This is a genomic window from Brevibacterium marinum (assembly GCF_011927955.1).
GTDB classification, from domain to species: Bacteria; Actinomycetota; Actinomycetes; order Actinomycetales; family Brevibacteriaceae; genus Brevibacterium; species Brevibacterium marinum.
In genome coordinates, this window is the sequence record NZ_JAATJN010000001.1 from 3,277,951 (window position 1) to 3,299,799 (window position 21,849).

General features: G+C 65.0%; 18 protein-coding genes. 8 read left to right on the forward strand and 10 right to left on the reverse strand.

Annotation, left to right across the window (positions count from 1 at the left end; translation table 11 throughout):
- Positions 1–212: 212 nt before the first annotated feature.
- Both BKA07_RS14690 and BKA07_RS14695 read right to left on the reverse strand, forming a co-directional pair.
- On the reverse strand, positions 213–1,727 hold the full coding sequence (locus BKA07_RS14690; protein ID WP_167953262.1) for a histidine kinase N-terminal domain-containing protein: 1,515 nt from the start codon (positions 1,725–1,727) through the stop codon (positions 213–215).
- Positions 1,728–1,867: 140 nt separating this feature from the next.
- Positions 1,868–6,757, reverse strand: a complete 4,890-nt coding sequence (locus BKA07_RS14695; RefSeq protein ID WP_167951543.1) for an NAD-glutamate dehydrogenase — start codon at positions 6,755–6,757, stop codon at positions 1,868–1,870.
- 139 nt (positions 6,758–6,896) lie between these two features.
- On the opposite strand from BKA07_RS14695, the gene BKA07_RS14700 reads away from it, so the two are divergent.
- Positions 6,897–7,361 carry a DUF2505 domain-containing protein gene (locus BKA07_RS14700; RefSeq protein WP_167951544.1) on the forward strand — a complete coding sequence of 155 codons (465 nt, stop codon included), beginning with the start codon at positions 6,897–6,899 and terminating at the stop codon, positions 7,359–7,361.
- 56 nt (positions 7,362–7,417) lie between these two features.
- Here the strand turns inward: BKA07_RS14700 and BKA07_RS14705 are convergent, their stop codons facing one another.
- Genes BKA07_RS14705 through BKA07_RS14715 form a run of 3 tightly spaced genes read right to left on the reverse strand, consistent with a single transcriptional unit; the run spans position 7,418 to position 9,795 of the window.
- On the reverse strand, positions 7,418–7,888 hold the full coding sequence (locus tag BKA07_RS14705) for a DUF6912 family protein (protein WP_167951545.1): 471 nt from the start codon (positions 7,886–7,888) through the stop codon (positions 7,418–7,420).
- 9 nt (positions 7,889–7,897) lie between these two features.
- Complete coding sequence (locus BKA07_RS14710) at positions 7,898–9,148, reverse strand: CpaE/TadZ family protein (RefSeq protein ID WP_167951546.1); 1,251 nt, start codon at positions 9,146–9,148, stop codon at positions 7,898–7,900.
- Complete coding sequence (locus BKA07_RS14715) at positions 9,145–9,795, reverse strand: SAF domain-containing protein (protein WP_167951547.1); 651 nt, start codon at positions 9,793–9,795, stop codon at positions 9,145–9,147. Before BKA07_RS14715 ends, BKA07_RS14710 begins: the two co-directional genes overlap by 4 nt.
- Positions 9,796–9,935: 140 nt before the next feature.
- On the opposite strand from BKA07_RS14715, the gene BKA07_RS14720 reads away from it, so the two are divergent.
- The gene (locus BKA07_RS14720) at positions 9,936–10,157 is read left to right on the forward strand and encodes a helix-turn-helix domain-containing protein (protein WP_167951548.1); all 222 of its coding nucleotides are present in this window, start codon (positions 9,936–9,938) and stop codon (positions 10,155–10,157) included.
- Between the two features lie 97 nt (positions 10,158–10,254).
- On the opposite strand, the gene BKA07_RS14725 is transcribed toward BKA07_RS14720, so the two are convergent.
- On the reverse strand, positions 10,255–10,773 hold the full coding sequence (locus BKA07_RS14725; protein ID WP_167951549.1) for a hypothetical protein: 519 nt from the start codon (positions 10,771–10,773) through the stop codon (positions 10,255–10,257).
- A 148-nt stretch (positions 10,774–10,921) separates the two neighbouring features.
- Between BKA07_RS14725 and BKA07_RS14730 the strand changes: the two genes are divergently transcribed.
- Positions 10,922–11,785, forward strand: coding sequence for a LysM peptidoglycan-binding domain-containing protein (locus BKA07_RS14730; RefSeq protein ID WP_167951550.1), 864 nt, complete (start codon positions 10,922–10,924; stop codon positions 11,783–11,785).
- Positions 11,782–12,354, forward strand: coding sequence for an Rv3235 family protein (locus tag BKA07_RS19370; RefSeq protein ID WP_245161965.1), 573 nt, complete (start codon positions 11,782–11,784; stop codon positions 12,352–12,354). Before BKA07_RS14730 ends, BKA07_RS19370 begins: the two co-directional genes overlap by 4 nt.
- A 59-nt stretch (positions 12,355–12,413) precedes the next feature.
- On the opposite strand, the gene secA is transcribed toward BKA07_RS19370, so the two are convergent.
- Positions 12,414–15,110 carry a preprotein translocase subunit SecA gene (gene secA, locus BKA07_RS14740; RefSeq protein ID WP_167951551.1) on the reverse strand — a complete coding sequence of 899 codons (2,697 nt, stop codon included), beginning with the start codon at positions 15,108–15,110 and terminating at the stop codon, positions 12,414–12,416.
- 55 nt (positions 15,111–15,165) lie between these two features.
- Complete coding sequence (locus tag BKA07_RS14745) at positions 15,166–16,554, reverse strand: winged helix-turn-helix domain-containing protein (RefSeq protein ID WP_342449086.1); 1,389 nt, start codon at positions 16,552–16,554, stop codon at positions 15,166–15,168.
- Positions 16,555–16,574: 20 nt separating this feature from the next.
- Between BKA07_RS14745 and BKA07_RS14750 the strand changes: the two genes are divergently transcribed.
- From BKA07_RS14750 to BKA07_RS14765, 4 genes are all read left to right on the forward strand, one after another.
- The gene (locus tag BKA07_RS14750) at positions 16,575–17,141 is read left to right on the forward strand and encodes a hypothetical protein (protein WP_167951553.1); all 567 of its coding nucleotides are present in this window, start codon (positions 16,575–16,577) and stop codon (positions 17,139–17,141) included.
- A gap of 63 nt (positions 17,142–17,204) precedes the next feature.
- Positions 17,205–18,335 carry a sensor histidine kinase gene (locus BKA07_RS14755; RefSeq protein WP_167951554.1) on the forward strand — a complete coding sequence of 377 codons (1,131 nt, stop codon included), beginning with the start codon at positions 17,205–17,207 and terminating at the stop codon, positions 18,333–18,335.
- Positions 18,336–18,383: 48 nt separating this feature from the next.
- Positions 18,384–19,025 carry a response regulator gene (locus BKA07_RS14760; protein WP_167951555.1) on the forward strand — a complete coding sequence of 214 codons (642 nt, stop codon included), beginning with the start codon at positions 18,384–18,386 and terminating at the stop codon, positions 19,023–19,025.
- Between the two features lie 68 nt (positions 19,026–19,093).
- Positions 19,094–20,218 carry a DUF418 domain-containing protein gene (locus BKA07_RS14765; RefSeq protein WP_167951556.1) on the forward strand — a complete coding sequence of 375 codons (1,125 nt, stop codon included), beginning with the start codon at positions 19,094–19,096 and terminating at the stop codon, positions 20,216–20,218.
- A gap of 105 nt (positions 20,219–20,323) precedes the next feature.
- Here BKA07_RS14765 and hpf read toward each other — a convergent pair whose 3' ends face one another.
- Together hpf and BKA07_RS14775 are read right to left on the reverse strand one after the other, a co-directional pair.
- Complete coding sequence (gene hpf / locus BKA07_RS14770; protein ID WP_167951557.1) at positions 20,324–20,983, reverse strand: ribosome hibernation-promoting factor, HPF/YfiA family; 660 nt, start codon at positions 20,981–20,983, stop codon at positions 20,324–20,326.
- Positions 20,984–21,049: 66 nt separating this feature from the next.
- The gene (locus BKA07_RS14775) at positions 21,050–21,772 is read right to left on the reverse strand and encodes a ComF family protein (RefSeq protein WP_167951558.1); all 723 of its coding nucleotides are present in this window, start codon (positions 21,770–21,772) and stop codon (positions 21,050–21,052) included.
- Positions 21,773–21,849: the final 77 nt, after the last annotated feature.

Sequence of the window (21,849 nt, forward strand, 5' to 3'; positions counted from 1 at the left end):
CTGCCGCACAATGCATACTGTCCCTCTTTGTCAGGTGCACAATTCAACCTGCGGGCGCGCAATTCCTACCGCTGGCTCCTGCTCACCCCTATGGTGGCGATCCGTACCGTTGCCGGCCCACCCCGCACCGGCAGCGCCGAATCGGCTGCCTGCAAAGAGTCGATTTGCGGGCACATGTAGGCGTTATGCGGATCAGCCGCTGAGACGCAGCATCAGTCGTAGGAATCCGGGCGCAGCGGCACGTCGAGGAGCGCCACGGTTCCGCCGCCTTCTCGCTCCTCCCACTGAATCGATCCCGCCAGATCGGCGGAGACCAAGGTCTTCACGATCTGCGTGCCCAGCCCGTTGCCGGGGCTGTGGTGCTCCCCCAGGCCGACACCATCGTCGGAGATAGTGACATGCAGGTGGTCGCCGTCGCGCTCCGGGGACACCCACACATGGCCGTTGAGCGTCTCCCCGGGAGCCAGGCTCTCCTGTTCCGAGAGGGGGAAGCCGTGCTCGATCGCGTTCGTGATCAGTTCGGTGATCGCCAGCGCCAGAGAGGTCGCGTCCGCGGAGGAGATGTTGCCGAAGCTGCCGCAGCGTTGGAGGGTCACCTGCACGAGCGGACTCGTCAGTTCCGGGGTCAGTCGCAGCCCCTTGTCGACGACCTCGTCGAAGTCCACTTCGGATTCGACTCCCTGGCTGAGCACGTCGTGGACGACGGCGATGATCGAGACTCGTCGCATCGCCTCCGTCAGCGCGCCTTTCGCCTCGGGGTTGTCGATGCGGCGAGTCTGCAGCCGCAGCAGTGCCGAAACGGTCTGCAGGTTGTTCTTCACCCGGTGGTGCATCTCCTTGATCATGGCATCACGTGAGAGGAGCTCGCGCTTGCGCCGTCTGATCTCGGACACGTCCCGGGCCAGGACGATGGCTCCGATCCGTGTGCCCTCATCGGTCAGCGGAATCGCACGCAGGGACACGCTCGTCCGACCGACCTCGAGCTCGGTCCGCCACGGTGCCCGACCGGTGAGCACCAAGGGCAGGGTCTCATCCACCTGACGCAGATCCTCGCTCAGACTCGAGACCACCTCGGCGAGGTAGTCCCCTTCGATGTCGCCGCTGTGTCCGATCCTGTGCATGAGGGAGACCGCGTTCGGGGACGCGTATTGGACGTGCGAATCGCGGTCGAGGATGAAGATGCCGTCCCCGACACGCGGTTCGCCGTGCCGAGCCCCGCTGGGAGCCTCCCGATCCGGGAAGGCGCCCTGCTCGATCATGGTCAGCAGGGACATCGCCGACTGGGTGTAGAACTTCTCGAGACGTGAGGAGCCTCGGCGACGGACCTCTTCGGAGTACCGGATCATGATGGCGATCGTCTCGTTGTGTCGCACGAGTGGAACCGCCTCGATGGAGACCTCCGTGTCATCGGTGCCGGCATTGACGCCCAAGGGCTTCGCCTGCGCCCTCTGAGTCTCCATCTCGTGTGAGCTGGCAGCCGTGTCGAGAATCTCCCGTTCGAGCCCGGTCGCCCGGGCGCCGATGAGGTCACGGTTGAACAGGGTCACGCCGGTGGTCGGCCGCGAATGCGCAACGACCGTATACGCCCCGCTGGCCGACGGCACCCAGAGGACGAGATCGGCGAAGGACAGGTCGGCGATGAGCTGCCAGTCCCCCACCAGCAGGTGAATGTATTCGACGTCTGTCTCGTCGGTGATGCCTTCAGCGGCCAGGAGTTCGTTGAGCACTGTGTTCTTCTTCCGGATGGGCAGCGGCACAGGCCGATGATGGCGGCCCAGACGCCGACAGACCCGCAGGTTCAGGGCCCGCGAAGCCTGTCGACGTTGTCAGTCATCTGACGCTATCACTGATCTGGCATGGCCACTTCTCAGACGCCGTGCTCGGATTCCCACGCCGAGGAGCGGACCACTCCGCGCATCATGCGCAGCAGCACCGACAGCGGAGCCTGGGTGACTTCGTCGAGTCCGAGGATCGTCTCGGTCGTCTCCAACACCCGGCCTGCAACCGTCTCATTGCGATCGAGCCATTCGCTCAGTCGCTGACCGGCACGCTCGTCCGGCGTCCCGGAGATCGGCGAGTCGGTGGCTGCGAGGACCGTTCCGGCCACGGACAGGATGGCCGAGTAGAAGTCATCGCGCAGTGAGCCGCGGGCCAGGGCCGACCATCGGTCGCTGCGGTCGAGGTCACCGATGAGCGTGAGCACCTGCGAACCGGAGAACTTGTCGTTGACGGCGTAGTACACCTCGGCGACGTCCTCGGCGGATTCCCCGGCGCGGGCTGCCAGCTGCGCGACATCGAGGAGGACGAACTCGTCGAGCATGGCAGCCGCCCTCCACGCCAGGTCGCTGGGTACGCCTTCGTCGATATAGCCCTGCGCCGTGGCCCTCATGCTCGCGGCGTCGAAGCCGTCGACGAGGTCGGGCACCCTCTCCCTCAGCGCTGCCACGACCGTGCCGTACGTGTCGATGCCGGAGTCGACATCGAGGGTGTCCGGCGCCTGCTGCACCAGCCAGCGTGAGGACCGATCGAGCAGACGCACGTACGCGTGCTGCAGCTGAACCTGCACAGCGGTCGGGACCTTGTTGTCGAGCGCGCACACCGCGTCGAAGTACTCGTCGAGTTCGAAGATCTCCGAGACCACGACGAAGACGCGGGCGATCTGCGGAACCGAAGCGGGCGTCTCCTCCAACATGCGGTAGACGTAGGTGAGACCGCCACGGTCGATCATCCGGTTGACGAGCTTGGCCGTGGCGATCTCCCGATGCAGCGGATGCTCGGGGATCAGCCCTCCGTACTTCTCGACGAGGGAGTCGGGGAAGTATGAGGTCAGTTCCCGCTTCATCCATTCCTCGTCGGGAACGACGCTGTCGAGGATCTCATCGGCCGCGTGCATCTTCGCGTAGGCGAGCAGCACCGCCAGCTCCGGGGACACATAGGCGCTGAACTCGCGTTTGGACAGCTCCAGCGCATCCGGCAGGAATTCGACCTGACGATCGAGGTCGGCGTGCTTCTCCAAGTAGCTGAGCATGCGACCGTAGGTGCCCGACATGGATTCGGTCTGTTCCCGAGCTTCTCCGAGGACGACGTTCTGGGAGTAGTTGTTGGCCAACACGCGGTCTGCGACGTCGTCGGTGAATGACAGCAGCACTCGCTCCCTGTCCTCGGCGGCGAAGGCTCCCTTGTGCAGGAGAGTGCGCAGTAGCAGCTTGATGTTGACCTCATGGTCGGAGCTGTCGACGCCGGCCGAGTTGTCGACGGCATCGGTGTTGATGGCCACACCCTTCAGCGCCGCCTCGACACGTCCCAACTGGGTCACGCCGAGGTTCCCGCCCTCTCCGACGACCCGACTGCGGACATCGCGTCCGTCGATGCGGATGGGGTCGTTGGCCTTGTCGCCGACATCGCCCTGACTCTCGTCGGAAGATTTGATGTAGGTGCCGATGCCGCCGTTGTAGACGAGGTCGACCGGAGCCTTGAGGATCTGCGACATCAGCTCGGCAGGACTGCGCTTGCCGGGTTCGAGTCCGAGTACTGCAGCGGCCTCCGAGCTGAGATCGATCGACTTAGCAGACCGAGGGAAGACGCCGCCTCCTGAGGAGATGAGCTCCCGGTCGTAGTCCTGCCAGCTGGAGCGCGGCAGGTCGAAGAGGCGTTTGCGTTCGACGAAGCTGCGTGCGGCGTCGGGGTTCGGGTCGAGGAAGATGTCGCGGTGGTCGAAGGCCGCGACGAGCCTGATGTGTTCGCTGCGCAGCATCCCGTTGCCGAACACGTCGCCGCTCATGTCGCCGATGCCCACCACGGTGAAGTCCTCGGCCGCGGTGTTGAGACCGAGTTCGCGGAAGTGACGTTCGACGGACTTCCATGCTCCGCGGGAAGTGATCGCCATCTTCTTGTGGTCGTAGCCGACCGATCCGCCGGAGGCGAAGGCGTCGCCGAGCCAGAAGCCGCGACGTTCGGCGATGGCGTTGGCCACGTCCGAGAAGCGTGCGGTGCCTTTGTCAGCGGCGACGACGAGATAGTAGTCGTCTCCGTCGTGTCGGACCACTCGGTCGGGGTGGACGACCTCTTGATTGCCGTCCGATCCGTAGACGAGGTTGTCGGCGACCTCGAGGAGGCTTTCGATGAAGACCTCGTAGGCGGCACGGCCGGCGGCCATCCACGCATCGCGGTCGCTCATCGGAGGAAGCTGCTTGGGGAAGAAGCCGCCCTTGGCTCCGGTCGGAACGATGAGCGCGTTCTTGACCATCTGGGCCTTGACCAAGCCGAGCACCTCTGTGCGGAAATCATCACGACGATCGGACCAGCGCAGACCGCCGCGGGCCACAGCACCGAAGCGCAGGTGCACACCCTCCACCTGAGGCGAGTACACCCACATTTCCAGAGCCGGCTTCGGCTTCGGCACGAAGCTGAGCTCGGTGGGACGGATCTTGAGCACGAGGGCCGTCGGCAGCTCGCCGGTCTCGTCGAGGAAGTAGTTCGTCCTCACCGTGGCCCGCAGCAGTTCGAGGGAGGAACGCAGGACACGGTCGGCGTCGAGGCTGGCCACGTCGCCCAGCGCCGCCTCGACCGCCTCGCTGAGTTCGGCCATCCTCTCCTCGCGGCCGGCGGCGTCGGCATCCGGGTCGAACTTCGCGAAGAAGTAATCGACGAGCTGCCGCGAGATCCCCGGATTGTCGCTGTAGACTTCGCCGAGGTAGGAGTCGGAGTAGGTGAAACCGGCCTGACGCAGGTATTTGCCCAGTGCCCGGATGATCGTCACGTGCTTCCAGTGCAGACCGGAGACGACGAGGCGGTCGAAGACTCCGGCTTCCTTCTTGCCCTCCCAGCCGGCGATGAACGCATCGGAGATCCGTTCATAGGCGGCATCGTCGAGCTCCTCCGGGAAGGTGAGCCCGAAGTCGTAGATGTAGCGGTGAGAGCCGTCGACGAGGTCGAGTTCGTGGGGGCGCTCATCGAGGACGGTGGCTCCGAAGGCGGTGAGGAACGGCAATACCTCTGAGAGTCCGACCCTCTCGTCGCGGTAGAGCGACAGGCGGACGGACGCGTCCGCGGCGTCCTCGGGGCAGTAGAGGTGCACAGCGGCTCCGTGACCGGCTTCGAGCGCTTCGAAGCGGGCGACGTCTTCCACTGCATCGGCGGGTGTGTGGTGCTCTTCGTAGCTGGGTGGGAAGGCCTTCGACCAGCGGTTGGCACGAGCAATGGAGTTGTCGTTGTCTCCGCGCTCCGTGGGGGCGAGGAAGGCGTGGACGTCTTCGGACCAGGAGCGCACGGCGCCGACGATCCGCTTCTCCACGGTCTCGGGGTCGATCTGCGGCAGTTCGACGTCGCGGGCGACGCGGGCCACGAAGTGGATGCGGGCCAAAGCGGATTCGGTCAGCAGCACGTCGAAGTCGACACTTTCGGCACGGTAGAACTTCCGCAGGACCTCCTGAACGCGCATGCGCGCGGCCGTGTCGTAGAGGTCGCGGGGCATGTAGAGGATGACGGAGACGAATCGCTGGTAGGGGTCCCGACGGACGAAGACCCGTGACTGGCGCCGTTCCTGCATGTCGACGATCTGCATGACGATCTCGAAGATCGTCTCGGTTCCGTCGTGCAGGAGGTCGTCGCGAGGATAGGTCTCGAGGATGCCGAGGAGCTCGTTCGCCGAATGGGATCCGGCGGGGAATCCGCTGGCGGAAAGGATCTTGCGCACCTTGCGGTTGATGACCGGGATGTTGAGCACGCTGTCGTTGTAGAACTCGGGTTTGAACACGCCGACGAAACGACGTTCGCCGACGATCTCACCGGCCGAGTCGAAGGTCTTGACCCCGATGTAGTCCATGAACGATCGGCGGATCACACGCGAGCGTGAGTTCGCCTTCGTCAGCACGAGCACGTGCGGTTCGAGGGCCTTGTCGGCCACGGCCCGGCTCAACGGCGATTTCGTCAGCGGCCGCAGTGTGGAGATGCCCAGGGAGGTGTGCTCGATCGGGTCGAGGCTGCTCTGGTGCTCGTCCTGAGAATAGTCGTATTCCCGATACCCGAGGAAGGTGAAGTGACCGTCGAGCCAGTTGAGCAGCTCGGCGGCGGCTTCGGCTTCCGACGCCAGTTCCGCACGCGGAGGCTGTGCCAGCAGCTCCTCTGCGATGTCCTTGGCCCGGAGCGCCATGGCGCTGGCGTCGCTGGCCGCGGCCGACACGTAGTCGAGGACGCTGCGCAGCTGGTCCTCGAGGTCGGCGAAGTCCTCTTCGGGCAATCTGTCGATCTCGAGGCGGATCCAGGACTGCTGGTGCGGTAGGACGGAACCGCTCGCCTCGACGGTTTCTGCCACCAGCGGAATGCCTGCGGTATCGGCGGAGACCGCCGGTGCCTCGGCCGGCGAGAGAACGGACAGATCGGGGCCGTGACCTTCGACGGCGATGATGGGATGGTGGACGAGACGGATCGCCCGGCCGCTGCTGGCCAGGTCACTGACGATCGAGGACACGAGGTGCGGCATGTCGGCGAGCACCATCGCGATGACCGTGTGGTTGTCAAGGAACTCGGACGAATCGACGTCAGGGTTGTAGACGGAGATCGCCGGTGATCTGCCGTCGTATTCAAGTCCCAGTGCGTAGTGTGAGGCGGCCGCCGCGGCCAATGCCTCTGCTCCTGCTTCGGAAGTGCCAGGTTCGAAACGCGGGTAGTACGCTTCGATGAAATTCTCCGGGGCACCCTGTCCCCTCAGCTTCCTCCACTCTTCTGCAATGTCCGAATATGAGACCTGAGACACCATGTCACCTCTATGATCAGCGCGCAAAATTTACTGCGATTCGACATCGAACCGCCACTACCCACACTATGCTCAAATGCTGAGAAAGGCACGCCGACGGCCCTGCCGGACCAAGGTGTGTCCCGCCTGGCAAACTGGACCTATGCGAACTCTGACACTCAACCATGAATACTCGGCCTCCCTGTCAGCCTTCCTCCTCAGACTTGCCGACGTCTCCATCTGGGAGTCCCTCGGCTCCGAGGCTCATGCCGAGCACATGGATCCCGATACCGAGGTGACGGTGAAGACGCCGATGCCCACGTCCGAGCTGCCTTCGACCCTGGCCTCGCGCCTGCCGGCGGATGCCGAGCTCGTCGAGGTGTACATGATCCCCGGCGATGTCATCGGCGACTCTGCGGAGATCCGGATGTCGGCCCATGCTGCGGGCGTCCCCGTCGAGGTCGATGCCCTCATCACGCTCGCCGAGAAGGATGCGAGGACCTCGCTGTGTGTGCGCGCCGAGATCAGCTCCTCGATCCCCCTCTTCGGGGCGATGATCGAACAGGCGGTGGTGCCCGTGTTGGAGAAGCGGCTGGGCGATCGCCTGGAGAAACTCGACCGGGACTGAGCCTGCGAGCCGCCGATCGCAGCGTCAGTCATTCGACACGTCAGCCGACCGAGAGGTCACTCGCGTGTGCGCAGCAGTTCGGGCAGTTCGCTCACGTCGTACCAGAGGAGATCGGAATCGCCGAGGTGGTCCTCGGCCTCTTCGTGTCCCTGCCGGGCCACGATGTCGACGGCTTCGTCCCAGGCCTCGGTCTCGTCGAGGTGGATGCTCGCAATCGATGTCATGTCGACGCCGGTGAGTGCGAGCACCTCGAACCCCGTGGTCAGCTCCTCAGCAGGGCTGGAGTCGGGTGCGTCGTAGGCCACGACGGCACGGGGCGAGGGTGAGTCGGAGCCCGCCGCCGACGCGGCTTCGAAGGACTGGGTCGCGGCCAGGGCGGCCGCGATGCACAGGGCGTCGAACTCTTGGGCTTCGAGTTCGTCACCGCCTGCGTCTCGCCCCCGGGCGTCGGGCGCGACCGCGTGCGCGGTTCCGAGTCCCGCGCCGAGTGCGGTCAGTGTGGTCGGGATGTAGCAGCGAATGGACATGCCCCAATCCTAAAGCGATTTCGCCGCCCGACCGGCACCCGACGTCCGTGGACCTGATGTTCGCAGGCCGGACTTCCGTGAGCGTTTCCGGGCCGGCAGAAGTTCGGTCACCGCAGCGGAGATCTCCTGGTTGAGCACGGATTTCGGGTTCGCTTCGTGGAGGGTGTGTCCAGCCAGCATCGCGGCATCGACGGTCACCCGGTCGTCGCTGAAGATGAAGTCCGGATCCGTGCGGACGAACCTGGCCAGGACCTCCCGGATGCGCGCTTCGGCAGGATGACCGACGGCACCGGCCCGCACCTTCGTGATGCCGATGCGCATCTTCGACCTGATCGACTCGATCCGGTCGGTGCCGAGAAGTTTGACGAGCCTCTGCAGTCCGATCGGGTCCCCTGCCGCCAGGACGAGGACCGTGTCTGCGGCGTCGAGAGCCGCCCGGGTCGCACAGTGGCGGTCGTAGAAGGGATCGGCGAAGTCGTCGTCGGGATCGATCCGGTCGGAGACGTCGACGATGACGAAGTCGAACATCTTCGCCAGACGAGCCAGCACCGCAGTGAGCACGGAGGCGCGCACCTCCGGCCACCTATCGGGTCGGGTCAGTCCGGTCACGGCATGGAAGTCCTCGCGGATCGTGGCGTGGGGAAGGCCGGAGATGTCCGACGGCGGGGTCTTCTCCGTCTCGAGCCGACACAGACTCGCCAGATGCGCCGATTCCTCCGTCAGTCCCAGTGTGGTGGCCACCATCGCGGCCACCGTGTCGGCATCGACGATGACGCTGCGGTGACCCTGTCTGGCCCCGTGATCGCCGAGGTTGACCGCGGTCAGCGTTCGCCCGGGAGAGGAACCTGTGCCCCACACCGTGACGATGCGGCCCTGTCCGCGGCCGGACCCCGGCGGAGTGCTCGGGCGGGGAGGCACGACGGTGGAATCGCGGGTGTCGGCGAGGGATTGGGCGACCGTGGAAGCATCGGCGGTCGAGGGGACGGTGCGGTCGATGCCCAGGGCCGCCAACGCCTCGGCGTCGTTGCCGAATCCGAGCACCGAGGTGCCCGTGGAGCCGATCGCAGCGATGACGTCGAAGTCCAGTCCCGGGAAGTACTGGCCGACGATGACGACGTCGGCGCTGCCCGTCCGGCACAGCGCGAGGAGTTCGACCTCATCTGCGGGTCGGGCGACGATGGTGACCTCGTCGACCTCGCTGAGGAGTTCGAAGAGAATGAGGTCGAACTCGAAGTCGACTGCGAGGAGAACCTGGGTCATGACTGTTCGCTCTCGGCTTCGACCTGGGCGGGGGCACCGACGACGGAGAGCACGCTGCTGCCGTCGAGGGCGCCGAGGACGTCGGAGAGTTCAGAACTTGCGACGAAGACCTCGATTCGGGCGCCATCGCCGACGCCGAAGCTGCCCACCTCGCGGGAGATGTTCGAGACCGGGGCAGACGCCACGATCTGCTTCGGATCGATGCCTTCGTCGTCGAGCCCCTGCGACTCCGGCTGCGCCCAGACGTCGACCAGGCTGCCGGTGTCGACGACGGAGGGAACGGAACCGGCGACGTCGATGGCGACGATCCTTCCCTCGAGGTCTGCGACCGGTGCCAGCGCGGAGGCGGGAAGCAGTTCTCCCGCTGCGATGACGGCCCGCACGCTCGTCCCTTCGGGCACCCCGGAACCGGCCGCCAGGTACTTCTCGCCGATGTCGGCGAGATTGACCTCGGCCACCGTGAGGTCCTCAGCGGTGAGCACCTGCCCGGGGACCAGCGGCGTCGCGGTCGCCCACACCCGTGTGGTGGCGTTCGCCGCATTGATGAGCAGATAGGTCGCGACCATCGCCGCGACGACCAGGACCGCTCCGACGAGCAGCCGGGCATCGGTCCACTTCGGTCGGCGTATTCGTTTCGAGAGCTCCATTGCATCTCCAGCGTCGGAAAATTTCCCATGACAAGAACTGTTTCTGAGTGATAGTATTGAACACCAAACGAGGTCAAAGCAATGGTTTTGGCAAAAATAGTCAACAAGCAATCAGTCACCTGGAATGAGAAAGGGCCCTCATGGTCGTCGAAAATCGCTTCCTGCCGCTCACCGACGTGGCCGATCTGCTCAATGTCTCGATCGCCCAGGCGCGCGCTCTGGTCCGCACCGGAGACCTGCGTGCCATCAAGGTCGGCGGACGCGGGCAGTGGCGCGTGGAGAAGACCGAGATCGAGGCGTACATCCAGCGGATGTACGAACGCACCGAGCACGAGATCAAGACCGGCTCGCTCGACGACTGAGGCTCGGACGCCCGAGGGCCCTCGCGACCGAGCTGCGAAGAGGCTCTCTCGCTCCGGTTCGCCCTTCGAGGCGTCGCGACCTACCTGGCTCCGTGGTCTATGAGTCGAATGGGTTGACTCGAGTCTGCACGAGTGCGATCGACTGGAGGGGTACGATTCTGCCCGCGATCTCAATGTAGTCGGACGCGACCATATCGGCGCGCCCCCGGATCGCTCCTCCCTCACCGGTCAGTTCGAGCACGACCTCTTCGCGTTCGGCGGCCAGTCGCCGCAGCGCCGACGCCATTCCCAGACGCTCCAGCGGGCCGGCCTCGTGCATGTGCCGCCTGGACCGAGTGCGCAGCTCTCGGATGCGCTCGATCGCCACCACTGCCGTTTCGGTGCCGGAGAGCACGAAGATGCCTCGGCCCAGAAATACGGCCGTGCCGGATACCTCGCGTCCGGCGACGACGATCTGCACGGGTTGGCCGATGGCGCCTCGCATCCGCTCGAGCAGGGTTCGCTCTGCGGCGTGGGCAGCGATTTCTTCGCCGAGTTCGCCTCTCCGGGCATGTGTCTGGCGAGATGCGTGCATCGCCTCCACATCCGACAGGAGAGCGTCGATCCGATCGTCCATGCTCAGAAGCCTGCCGGAGTCGGCAGCCACACGCAAGAGTCGCAGCACCGGTAAACATAACTACACGACAGTATTTAGATTCATCTATTGACAACAAATAGCATCCAAATGCATCATTGAGTGACGTTTCCAATGAAGGGCGTCTCTCATGTATCTGTTGATATCCTGCACCATTTCATGGCTGTGTCTGCTCGGGGCATTCATCACCACGTGGACTGCGCTGCCCGCGCCACGAAGCACGAGTGACGTCGCTGTCATCATGGTCGTCGGCACCTCTGCGCTGCTGTTCTCCCGACACGGTCTGACATCTGTGCTGACGCTGCTGATCAGACTCCTCCCCAGCGGTCACCTGCGGACCGTGATCATCAGGTCGGTGCTGCGCGCGGTTCCCACGCTTCTGCGATCGAGCGTTCTCGCCGCCGTATCGGCAAGCGTCGCCGTCCACGCGGGTCATGCCTCTCCCCTGCCCTCCGATGGATCCACGGGGGCAGAGCAGGTCGCGACAGCACCATCGTCGGCACGGGCCGAATCCGCGCCCGACCCGGGATGGCCCACGGCGGTCCCGGACGATTCGCCCCCGGATCCCGGCTGGCCCTCCGTCCCGCCGGTCGAGGAATCCACACCCCCGCCCGACCACGGTTCCTCGCCCGAGCACGACAACCCATCCGACGACGCCACGGCTCCCGAGACCGACGGTTCCTCCTCTGAAGCCGACGATTCTTCGTCTGATGCCGACGGTTCCTCCCCTGGTGCCGATGATTCTTCGTCAAGTGCCGACGATACCGACGATTCGACGGAGGAACGACCCGGTTCCCCCGGCCCGGGACACGACGACGTGACGGTCCACATCGTCGGTGCCGGCGAGAGTCTGTGGTCGATCGCTGCGAGCCGAGCCTCTCCCGATGCGAACACTCAGGACACTGTCGAACAGATCTACTCAGCCAACCGGGACGTCATCGGTGCGAATCCGAACCTCATCATGCCCGGACAACGATTGGAGATTCAGCCATGACCGCCCCACTTGTTCTCTCGCGTCCACAGCCGGCGGCGCCGCCGCACCGATCCCGATCGCCGCACCACCGGCTCACAGATCCGCCCGACGGCAGGCAGCCCAGCAACGACGGGCATGGCAGCGACAGCAGGCAGCCCGGCGACGGCGGGCATAGCAGCGGCCACGGCGGTGGAGCCACTGCGGAGAAGGCCGATGAAGACAGCAACGATCCTGTCAGACGTGACGAGGGACGCATCGCCGCCACCGCGACTTCGTTGGCGGTGGCCTGCCTGGAGATCTTCTCCGGCATCCGGCGCAGTGATTCGATCTCCCGGTGGGTCGACCGGACGCTGTTGGACAAGATCGATCAGCGCGCTCAGCTGCGAGCCGAAGTCGCACCGGCCAGACCGATCGGCGAGCTCGGAACATCGCGCACCCTGCAGGCGGGCAATGCTCGAGTCTGTCGCGTCACCGAGTCCGTCGCCGAAGTCACTGTCGTCGTCCGCACCAGGAACCGCTTCCGGGCGGTGGCAATTCGCTTGGAACTGCTCACCACCCGGTGGACGATGACTGCGCTGCAGACGATGTGAGCGAATTGACGATCTGAAACCGTTCGACGACTCGGCCAGGTCTGTTCAGGCTGCGAGAGTCAGCTCTTCGCCTTCTTCTTCGCACGGCGCTGGGCACGATTGGCCGGCTGCGCGGTCTGAGGGTCGTCGCCCTCGTCCTCGGACATTGACGACGAACCGTCCTCGGAAGGAGCGGACAGCTGCATCTTGGGCGTCGTGTGACGCAGCTCCTCCGCATCGACCTCGACCTCGGAGTCGTCCTCGGCATTGTCCTCGGACCGGTTCACGGTCACCTCCAGGGTGTTGGTCAGGCGGACGACGTCCTCCCTGATCCCATCCTGCATGGTCTTGAACATGTCGAAGCCCTCACGCTGGTATTCGACCAGCGGGTCCTTCTGGGCCATGGCGCGCAGTCCGATGCCGTTCTTCAGGTAGTCCATCTCATAGAGGTGTTCGCGCCAGCGTTTGTCGATGACGGAGAGGACGACGCGGCGTTCGAGCTCACGCGTGGCCTCTTCACCCAGGGTCTCTTCACGCTGCTGGTAGAAGACCCCGATATCCGACTGAACCTCCTGGTTGAGGCGGTTCTTCGAGAGGTTCCCCAGACCGCCGACCTCTTCGGCGAGATCCTCCGATGTGATCGAGGGCGAGTAGATCTTGCCCAACGCCTCGAACAGCTCATCGATCTTCCAGTCTTCGACCGGTCCCGTGGTCGCTTCGGCAACGTAGGCGTCGATGACCTCCTCACGGAACTTCGCGACCTGCTCCTCGAGATCGGCCCCGTCGAGGACGCTGCGCCGCTCATCGTAGATGACGGTGCGCTGCCGGTTGAGCACGTCATCGTATTTGAGGACGTTCTTGCGCTGTTCGGCGTTGCGCTGTTCGATCTGGGACTGAGCCGACAGGATGGCCCGGGAAACCATCTTCGATTCCAGCGGAACGTCATCGGGAACATTGGCGGTGGCCATGATCCTCTCGGCGGCACCGGAGCCGAACAGGCGCATCAGATCATCGGTCAGAGACAGATAGAAGCGGCTCTCCCCCGGGTCGCCCTGGCGCCCCGAACGACCCCTGAGCTGATTGTCGATGCGCCTGGATTCGTGCCGTTCGGTGCCGAGCACGTACAGCCCCCCGGCCTCGACGACCTCCTCGGCCTCGGACTTGACCCGCTTCTCCGCTGCCTTGAGCACGTCCTGCCACTCGGCTTCGTACTGCTCCGCGTCCTCCTGCGGGTCCAGACCGCGATTCTCCATCTCGGCGACCGCGATGAACTCGGCATTGCCGCCGAGCATGATGTCGGTACCGCGACCGGCCATGTTGGTGGCCACGGTCACTGCGCCCTTGCGGCCGGCCATCGCGACGATGGAGGCCTCACCCGCGTGGTTCTTCGCATTGAGCACCTCGTGGCGGATGCCGCGCTTCTTCAGCTGCTGGGACAGGTATTCGCTCTTCTCGACGCTGGTGGTGCCGACGAGGATCGGCTGCCCGTTCTCGTGGCGTTCGGCGATGTCGTCGACGACGGCTTCGAATTTCGCGACCTCATGCTTGTACACGAGGTCCGACTGGTCGATGCGCTGCATCGGTTTGTTCGTCGGGATCGCAACCACGCCGAGCTTGTAGGTCGACATGAATTCCGCGGCCTCGGTCTCTGCGGTGCCGGTCATACCGGAGAGCTTCTCGTAGAGGCGGAAGAAGTTCTGCAGGGTGATCGTGGCCAAGGTCTGGTTCTCGGCCTGGACCTTGACGTTCTCCTTGGCCTCGATGGCCTGGTGCAGGCCCTCGTTGTAGCGGCGCCCCTTGAGCACGCGACCGGTGTGTTCGTCGACGATGAGGACCTCTCCGTCGAGGATCACATAGTCCTTGTCCTTCTTGAACAGCTCCTTGGCGCGGATCGCATTGTTGAGGAAGCTGATCAGCGGGGTGTTCTCCGCGTCGTAGAGGTTGCCGATGCCCAGGTAGTCCTCGACCCGCTCGATGCCGGGCTCGAGGATGCCCACGGTGCGCTTCTTCTCGTCGACCTCGTAGTCGCGATCGGTCTTGAGACGTTTGACGACCTTGGCGAACTCGTCGTACCAGCGGTTCCCGTCGCCTTCGGCCGGTCCGGAGATGATGAGCGGGGTGCGGGCTTCGTCGATGAGGATCGAATCGACCTCGTCGACGATGGCGAACGCGTGTCCACGCTGCACGAGCTCCTCGGCCGACCAGGCCATGTTGTCGCGCAGGTAGTCGAAGCCGAATTCGTTGTTCGTGCCGTAGGTGACGTCGGCGGCGTATTGCTTGCGCCGGTTGTCCGAGGACATATTGGCCTGGATGCAGCCGGTCTCCATGCCGAGGAAGCGGAATACGCGACCCATGAGCTCGGACTGGTAGGTGGCCAGATAGTCGTTGACCGTGATGATGTGGACGGGGTCGCCCGTCAACGCGTTGAGATACGCCGGTGCCGTCGCCACGAGGGTCTTGCCCTCACCGGTCTTCATCTCGGCGATGTTGCCCGTGTGGAGAGCTGCTCCGCCCATGAGCTGAACGTCGAAGTGGCGCATGCCGAGGGTCCGACTCGACGCCTCACGGACGGCGGCGAATGCCTCCGCGAGCAGCGAGTCGAGGCTCTCGCCCTCCTGGTAGCGCTTCTTGAACCGATCGGTTTCCTCCCGAAGCTCAGCATCCGACATCTCGCTGAACTCCTCGGACAGCGCGTTGATCGCATCCGTGTACTGGCGGAGCTTCTTCAGCGTGCGCCCCTCACCGGTGCGCAGAAGCTTCTCGAGGAAATTAGCCACTTTTCTCCTAATCGGCATGGAATGCCTGACAACGACTCGGACGACTCTATATTCCCTAGCTTAATGGCAAGTGAGTACCTGCCATATCCACAGCGTCCAATGAGAGCCATTTCGCCATTTCGCACAGCTCAGCTGCCAGGTCCTCCTCGTGCTCTTGACCGGGTTCCCACGTCACTTTGAGCGCGCGCAGGGTGTTCGCCGCCCGGTCCCGATGCAGATCGACTCGACCGACGAGACGCTCGCCGAGGAGGAAGGGCAGCACGTAGTACCCGTGCACTCGGTCCTTGGCCGGGGTGTAGATCTCGATCCGGTAACGGAAGTCGAAGAGCCACTCGATTCGGGGCCGGTAGAAGACCAATGGGTCGAACGGTGCCAGGAGGGCCCTGGCCGCGACCGTTCGAGGGGTCTTCGCCGCATGCCATTTCAGTGCTCGTGTGCCGTCGACGTCGACTTCGATGAGCTCGCCCGAGGAGATCAGCGAGGTGATCGCCTCATCGGTCGGCGCCCGCCGCTGCCGGAAGTAGTCGGCCAGGCAGTCGGGTCGGGCGATGCCCAGCGCTCGCGCCGCGATCCGGGTCAGTTCGAGCACATTGTCGGCGGTGCCAGAGACGCCGCGCGGCCTCTGCGCCTCAGGATCGAGTCCGAGCTCAGGATGGGAGTCCGTGCCGTAGGAGAGCTCCGTGCTCGGCAGGTCCGGACTGACGTCGCCCGGCAGGGCGTAGATGCGTTCGAAGTGATCGTTGCGTCCCGCGGCGCTGATGATGCCGCCGGCGAAGAGCGATTCGAGGGCGATCTTGACCTGGCTGGGGTTCCATCCCCAATGGCCTCGATTGCGTTCGGGGATCTCATGGTCGACGAGGTCCGCGACCGCCCGAGCCGACTTGGGCCCCGACCCCAGGACGACGAGGACCGACTCCTGCAGGGCGCGGAAGGCCGGACCGGTCTCGGGATGGCGCTGACCGAAGTCATTGCGCCACCATTCGGCCCTGCTCCGTTCGAAGTGCCGCCAGGTCTCGGGTGGGACGAAGGCCGCGGCATGGGCCCAGTACTCGACGCCCATGCGGGGCGCCGAGTAGAAGAGCCGATCGAGGGCCTCGCGCGGGTAGGGCCCCAACCGCGAGAAGTACGGCAGGTAGTGCGCGCGGACCACGCGGGAGACCGAATCGATCTGAGTCAGCCCCATTCTGTCGAACGTCGACTTCAGATGCCGCGCCGTCACCTGTGACGGACGGGCCCTGTCGAGCCCCGTCGCCGCGATCGCCGTTCTGCGCGCCGCCGAGAGAGTCATCTTCTGCATGGCCCCACAGTAGGCCACGCCCCTGACGCGGGCATCGAAGTCCGTCCATCCGGCCGAGACGAATCGGCCGATCGGCCGAAGTCGCCCAGGCACCTGCCCGGAAGGATGGACGACGTCATAGCGAACCCCACCGATCAACGAACCCATCGAAGGAGCACGTACACCTCATGAAGAAGGCCATCATCGCCCTCACCTCCGTCCTCTGCATCATCGCGGCCGCCATCGGCGCGCTCTTCGTCTGGGAGCATCAGTCGAAACTGGCGCTCGAGGCGCAGGTCGCGGACTACCTCGAAGCCTGCGACACCGATGCCTCGGCCATCGACGTCCACGGCCGCCCCTACATCCTGTACGCCATGGGAGATTCCGTCGATCTCACCTATGTCGATCTCGGACTGCGGGACGGGACGAACAAGGATCAGCTCCTCGTCCACCGCCTCAGCGGAGGCCACGCCGACCGGTTGACCCGTTTCGTCACCTTCGACCATCCGGCAGGAGACGTCGATCCGATCGAACGTGCGAACGGATCGTTCACGGACTCCGCGATGATCGACGGCTCGAAGGTCACCTTCTCCGCAGCCGTCGCCGACCGCAGTCTGCAGGTCACCGGCAACGGACGACCAGCCGGTGAGATCGACGTCGAACAGGACGTCACGGTCAAAGGCACCGCAGTCACGGACACCGGTGTGGTCGTCGAACTCGAATACGACTCCCTCGACTGCGGAACTGCGGCCTGATCCGCGGCCGGCGGCGACTGCACTCGCCTCGCCGAATCTCGGGCCTGACTAGACTGAGTGACGATGAAGACTGTGATCACGTGGCTGTGGCTCGTCCCCCTGCCCCTGACGTTCGCGCTCGAGCTGGTGACCGGCACCGGCTGGCTGCTCGTCTTCGCCGATATGTTCGCACTGGCGGTCGCACTGCCCGTCCTGATGCGCGACCAACGTCGCGTCGGTCGGGGTGAGGACCCGAACATCGGCCTGCTCACGCTCGCCGCCCTCGGTCTGGTCCTCGCCCTCGCCCCGGTCGCCCTGGCCTCGACGCTGAGCCTGACGGTCCTGTGGTTGAGCATGGTGGCGACGGTGATGCTCGCCCGCTGGTTCGTCACCCGCACACAGCTGCTTATGCTCGTCGTGCTCGCGGTGGGCAACATCATCGTTCCCGGACTGATGAACGACGGGCTCACCTTCGCCTTCGGCGCCTCCACCGTGATCGTGGCCAGTCTGGCCCTGGGCCTGCTCCTGCGCATGGTCGACCGGTCCCTGCTCGAGCGCCATGCCACCGCCGTCGAGACCGAACGTCATCGGATGGCCACCGAGCTCCACGATCTGGTCGCACACGAGGTCACCGGAATCGTCGTCCTCTCCCAGGCAGCGTCCCGCAGCCAGGACATGCAGGTCCTGACGACCGCTCTGAGCAGGATCGAGGAGTCCGGCAACCGTGCTCTGGTCGAGATCCGGTCGCTGGTCTCGAACACCTCGTCCGCCTCCGCCGCCCGCTCCCCCGTGGCCACCGGAGTCCAGGCGGTCATCGACCGGGTCGACGGCTTCGGCGATCCCGAGAACATGAGCCTCGATATCGACGGCACCGTCGCCGAGGCGGTTCCCTCGCCCGTGTGGACCGTGCTCGACCGTGTGCTCGCCGAAGCACTGACGAACATCCGTCGCCATGCGGGAGCCGGGGCACCGGTCACGGTCCGCGTGGCCACGGCCGCCTCGGCGCGGGTCGATGCTCGCACGGAATCGAACGTCGTGCTCACCGTGGCCAACGGTCCCGGTTCCGGCGGGCTCGGGTCCGGCAGCGGATCCGGACTGCGCGGTCTGCGCGAACGGGTCGACCACCTCGGCGGGGAGTTGGTCGCCGGACCGGACGGGGAAGGCGGCTGGGTGCTCGAGACTCGGATACCCTTGAACCCACCAGACCGAGAATAGATCCGGCAGACTGAGAATGACTCCGAGGACGATCGATGGAGGACGACCATGATTCGAGTGGCATTGGTCGACGACCAGGAGATGGTGCGGATGGGGTTCTCCCTCATCCTCGACGCCGATGACGCGATCACAGTGGTCGGGCAGGCATCCGACGGGGTCGACGCTATTGAGTTGGCCAAACGCGAACGCCCCGATGTCATCCTCCTCGATATCCGCATGCCCAAGCTCGACGGACTCGCCGCACTTCCCCGTCTGACCCCGATCTCCCAGGTCATCATGGTCACGACCTTCGACGATGACGACTATGTCGATGCGGCTCTGACCGGCGGTGCCAGCGGATTCCTCCTCAAAGACGCCGGCCCCGACCTGCTGTTGGCCGCCGTCAGGGCAGCAGCGAACGGTGACGCCCTGATCTCACCCTCGCTGACCCTGGACCTGCTCAGCCGCCGCACCCAGGTCAGCGGGACCGGCCTGGACCGTGTGGCGGGTCTCAGCGGCAGGGAGAACGACGTCGCACGGCTCGTGGCCACGGGGCGGACCAATCAGGAGATCTGCGCGGAGCTCTTCATCTCCCTCGGCACCGTCAAGACCCACCTGGGCAACATCCAGACCCGACTCGAGGCCCGCAACCGTGTCGAGATCGCCGCCCGAATGTGGGAGTCGGGCATGATGAATCGGCCGAACGGCTGACCCCGCGTCGCCACGAACGGCCATTGTGCCGATGTGGGCATATTGTCTGCTCGACCAGGATGGAACACATGAGTTCAGACACCACAGACAGCCCGTCATCCGCCCACCGGCCGACAGCCGCCGACGGCCCGCCCACCGCACCGGCGCCCAGAACCCGCATCGCCACCCTCGACGTGTTGCGCGGACTCGCCCTGTGCGGCATCATGATCGTCAACCTGCCGGCGATGTTCGGCCTCGACTCCCTCGATGACAACGGTGACGTCGAGATCTTCTACGCCCTCGAACAGGACTTCGTGCAGAATCGGTTCTTCCCGATCTTCTCCATCCTCTTCGGCATCGGCTTCGGCATCATGTGGAACTCCGCGAGAACTCGCAGCCGCCGGCCCCGACTGGCGCTGCTGCGTCGATTCCTGTTCCTCGGCGTCCTCGGCACCGGCCACATGCTCCTCCAACCCGGCGAGGCTCTGCTTCCATATGCGATCGTGGCGATCGTCATCCTCCTGCCCTCGACGTTCATCCCTGCGCGGGTCCTGGCCGTGACCACGGCGATCGTCGGAGCCGTGCTTCTGGCCGCCGGTGTCTGGTTCGGGGGCGGTCCGGTGATCATCCCGGGTCTGTTCTTGCTGGGATTCGCGATCGGGCACACCGACATGGTCCGCCGTGCGCTGCGCCACCCCGGCCGGCTGGCGCTGATCGCAGGGGCGAGTGCGCTCATCTCCGTGCTCGGGTTCCTCGTCACCGACCACCACACCCGAGCGCTGCACATGGAGATCAGCGCCGGCCTGGGCATCACCATGGCGCTGTGCTTCGTCACCGTCGCCATGCTGCTCATGCTCACCCCCGCCGAGGCGATCCTCCGACCGATCTTCGCACCGCTGGGCCGGATGGCGCTGAGCAATTACATCGGCGCCACGCTGCTCATCCTCGCCGCCGAGGCCGTCGAGCCCGAGCTGTCCCGATTCGATGACCATGGCGGCTACCTTGCCGGTGTGATCGTCTGCGTCATCATCATGGTCATCCAGATCCTCGTCTCCGCACTCTGGCTGCGCTTCGTCGGCCAGGGCCCCCTCGAGAAGCTCTGGCGCCTGGTCACCTGGGGCCGCGAGGGTACACGAGCCCGGGGCCGCGAAGACGCACGAACCCGAAGCCGCGAGAACGCACGAGACCGTGGCCGCGAAGACGCACGAATCTGAGACCGACGCTCGATCTCACGAGCCCGGGACGAAGCGCACATCGCCGAGGTGGGAGTTCCCACCTCGGCGATCGTGTTCGTGCTCTTGCCTGTGTTCGGGTTCAGCTCAGTCGGCGACACCCTGGAGTTCGTGGTCGAGCGTGATCACACCGTAGCTCCAACCCTTGCGGCGATAGACGACCGAGGGTTTGCTCGATTCCTCATCGATGAACAGGTAGAAGTCATGGCCGACGAGCTCCATCCGATTGAGGGCTTCTTCGATGCCGATCGGAGCCGCATTGAAGGACTTCTCGCGCAGCACCACGGGTGAGTCGCCCTCGGCTTTGATGCGACCGTTCGTCTTGTCGACGTTCGTGGGCTCATTCGGCTCGATCGCCTCTCCCTGCTCGGGCACCAGGGAATCGGCGATGGGCATCTTGGCCAGAGCCTCGGCGGTGGATTCCTTCCGGTGATGTCCGGCTCGAGGAACCTTGTTGCGATCCCGGGCGCGTCGTAATCGCTCGACGAGCTTCGCCCAGGCCAGGTCCAGTGCAGCATACTTGTCGCTTGCCATCGCCTCCGCACGGATGGCCGGCCCCTTCGCCACTACGGTGAGTTCGACTCGTTCGCTGGTCTCGGGCTGGCGGGTGTTCTTCTCATGAGCAACGTGTACCTCGACTCGTTGCGCCCGCGGTGCGAGCTGCTCGACCTTGGCGATCTTGTCCTCGATGTGGGCCCGAAAACTGTCGGAGATGGTCAGTTGACGTCCGTTGACAACAATGTCCATGATGCGTCCTTAGCGACTCGTTCTTCGGATTCATCCGATCCCATTCCCTTGGATGGGTAAACCCCGTTATACAGTAAAGGGAGAGACAAATCGAGTGCCCCCGCGGCCGAGACCGAGAACGGCTCCTGCAGCGGGTCTGATCTGCACCGATGCTAGTACTCGTGCGCTTTCGGCCAAGGTGGCTCCGGTGGTTGAGAAGTCATCGATGAGAAGATCCGCGCCGTGGGTCGGCTCGGCTCCGGCGGCGTCTGCGGGAAGGATCGAGGGCAGGATCCGCGGGTTGAGGAACTGCGATCGGGACACGTTTCGCTGCCGCGCATGAGCTCCCAGTCCGACCTGATCGGGGTGGCGTTTCGCTACAAGGACGTCGACCACCTGCAAGGACAGTTCGGGAGCGAGCTCGGCCGCGCGTTCGGCCAAGGCCGCCGTGTGGGAGCCGCCGCGGCGGCGGCGAGCCCGCTGAGAACTCGGTGCCGGGAACAGCCTGACCCGGCCTCCCGAATGCCGAACCAGCTCCAGGGCCGCGGTGATCGATCGAGCCAGTGCCAGGGCCAGCGGATCGAGGATGTCCCGACGTCCGTTGTCTTTGAAATCGACCACCATGTGAGAGAGCTGGGAGCTGTATTCTGAGACGCCGACGACGGGGATCTGGCCGTAGCGCGGTTCCATGGCACGTGGAATTCCGCCGAGTTGGGTGAGACACGCGGTGCACAGGGACACGCCCTCCCGCCCGCAGCCGGCGCACCGGCGAGGCAGGAGGAGCTCGCCGAATTCGGTCAGCAGTCCCATGGGAGAAATCTACTCCGTCCGTCCGGCTTCCGCTTCTCACCCCGAGTCGGCGTCCGCTCCTCGGCCCGAGTCGGCCC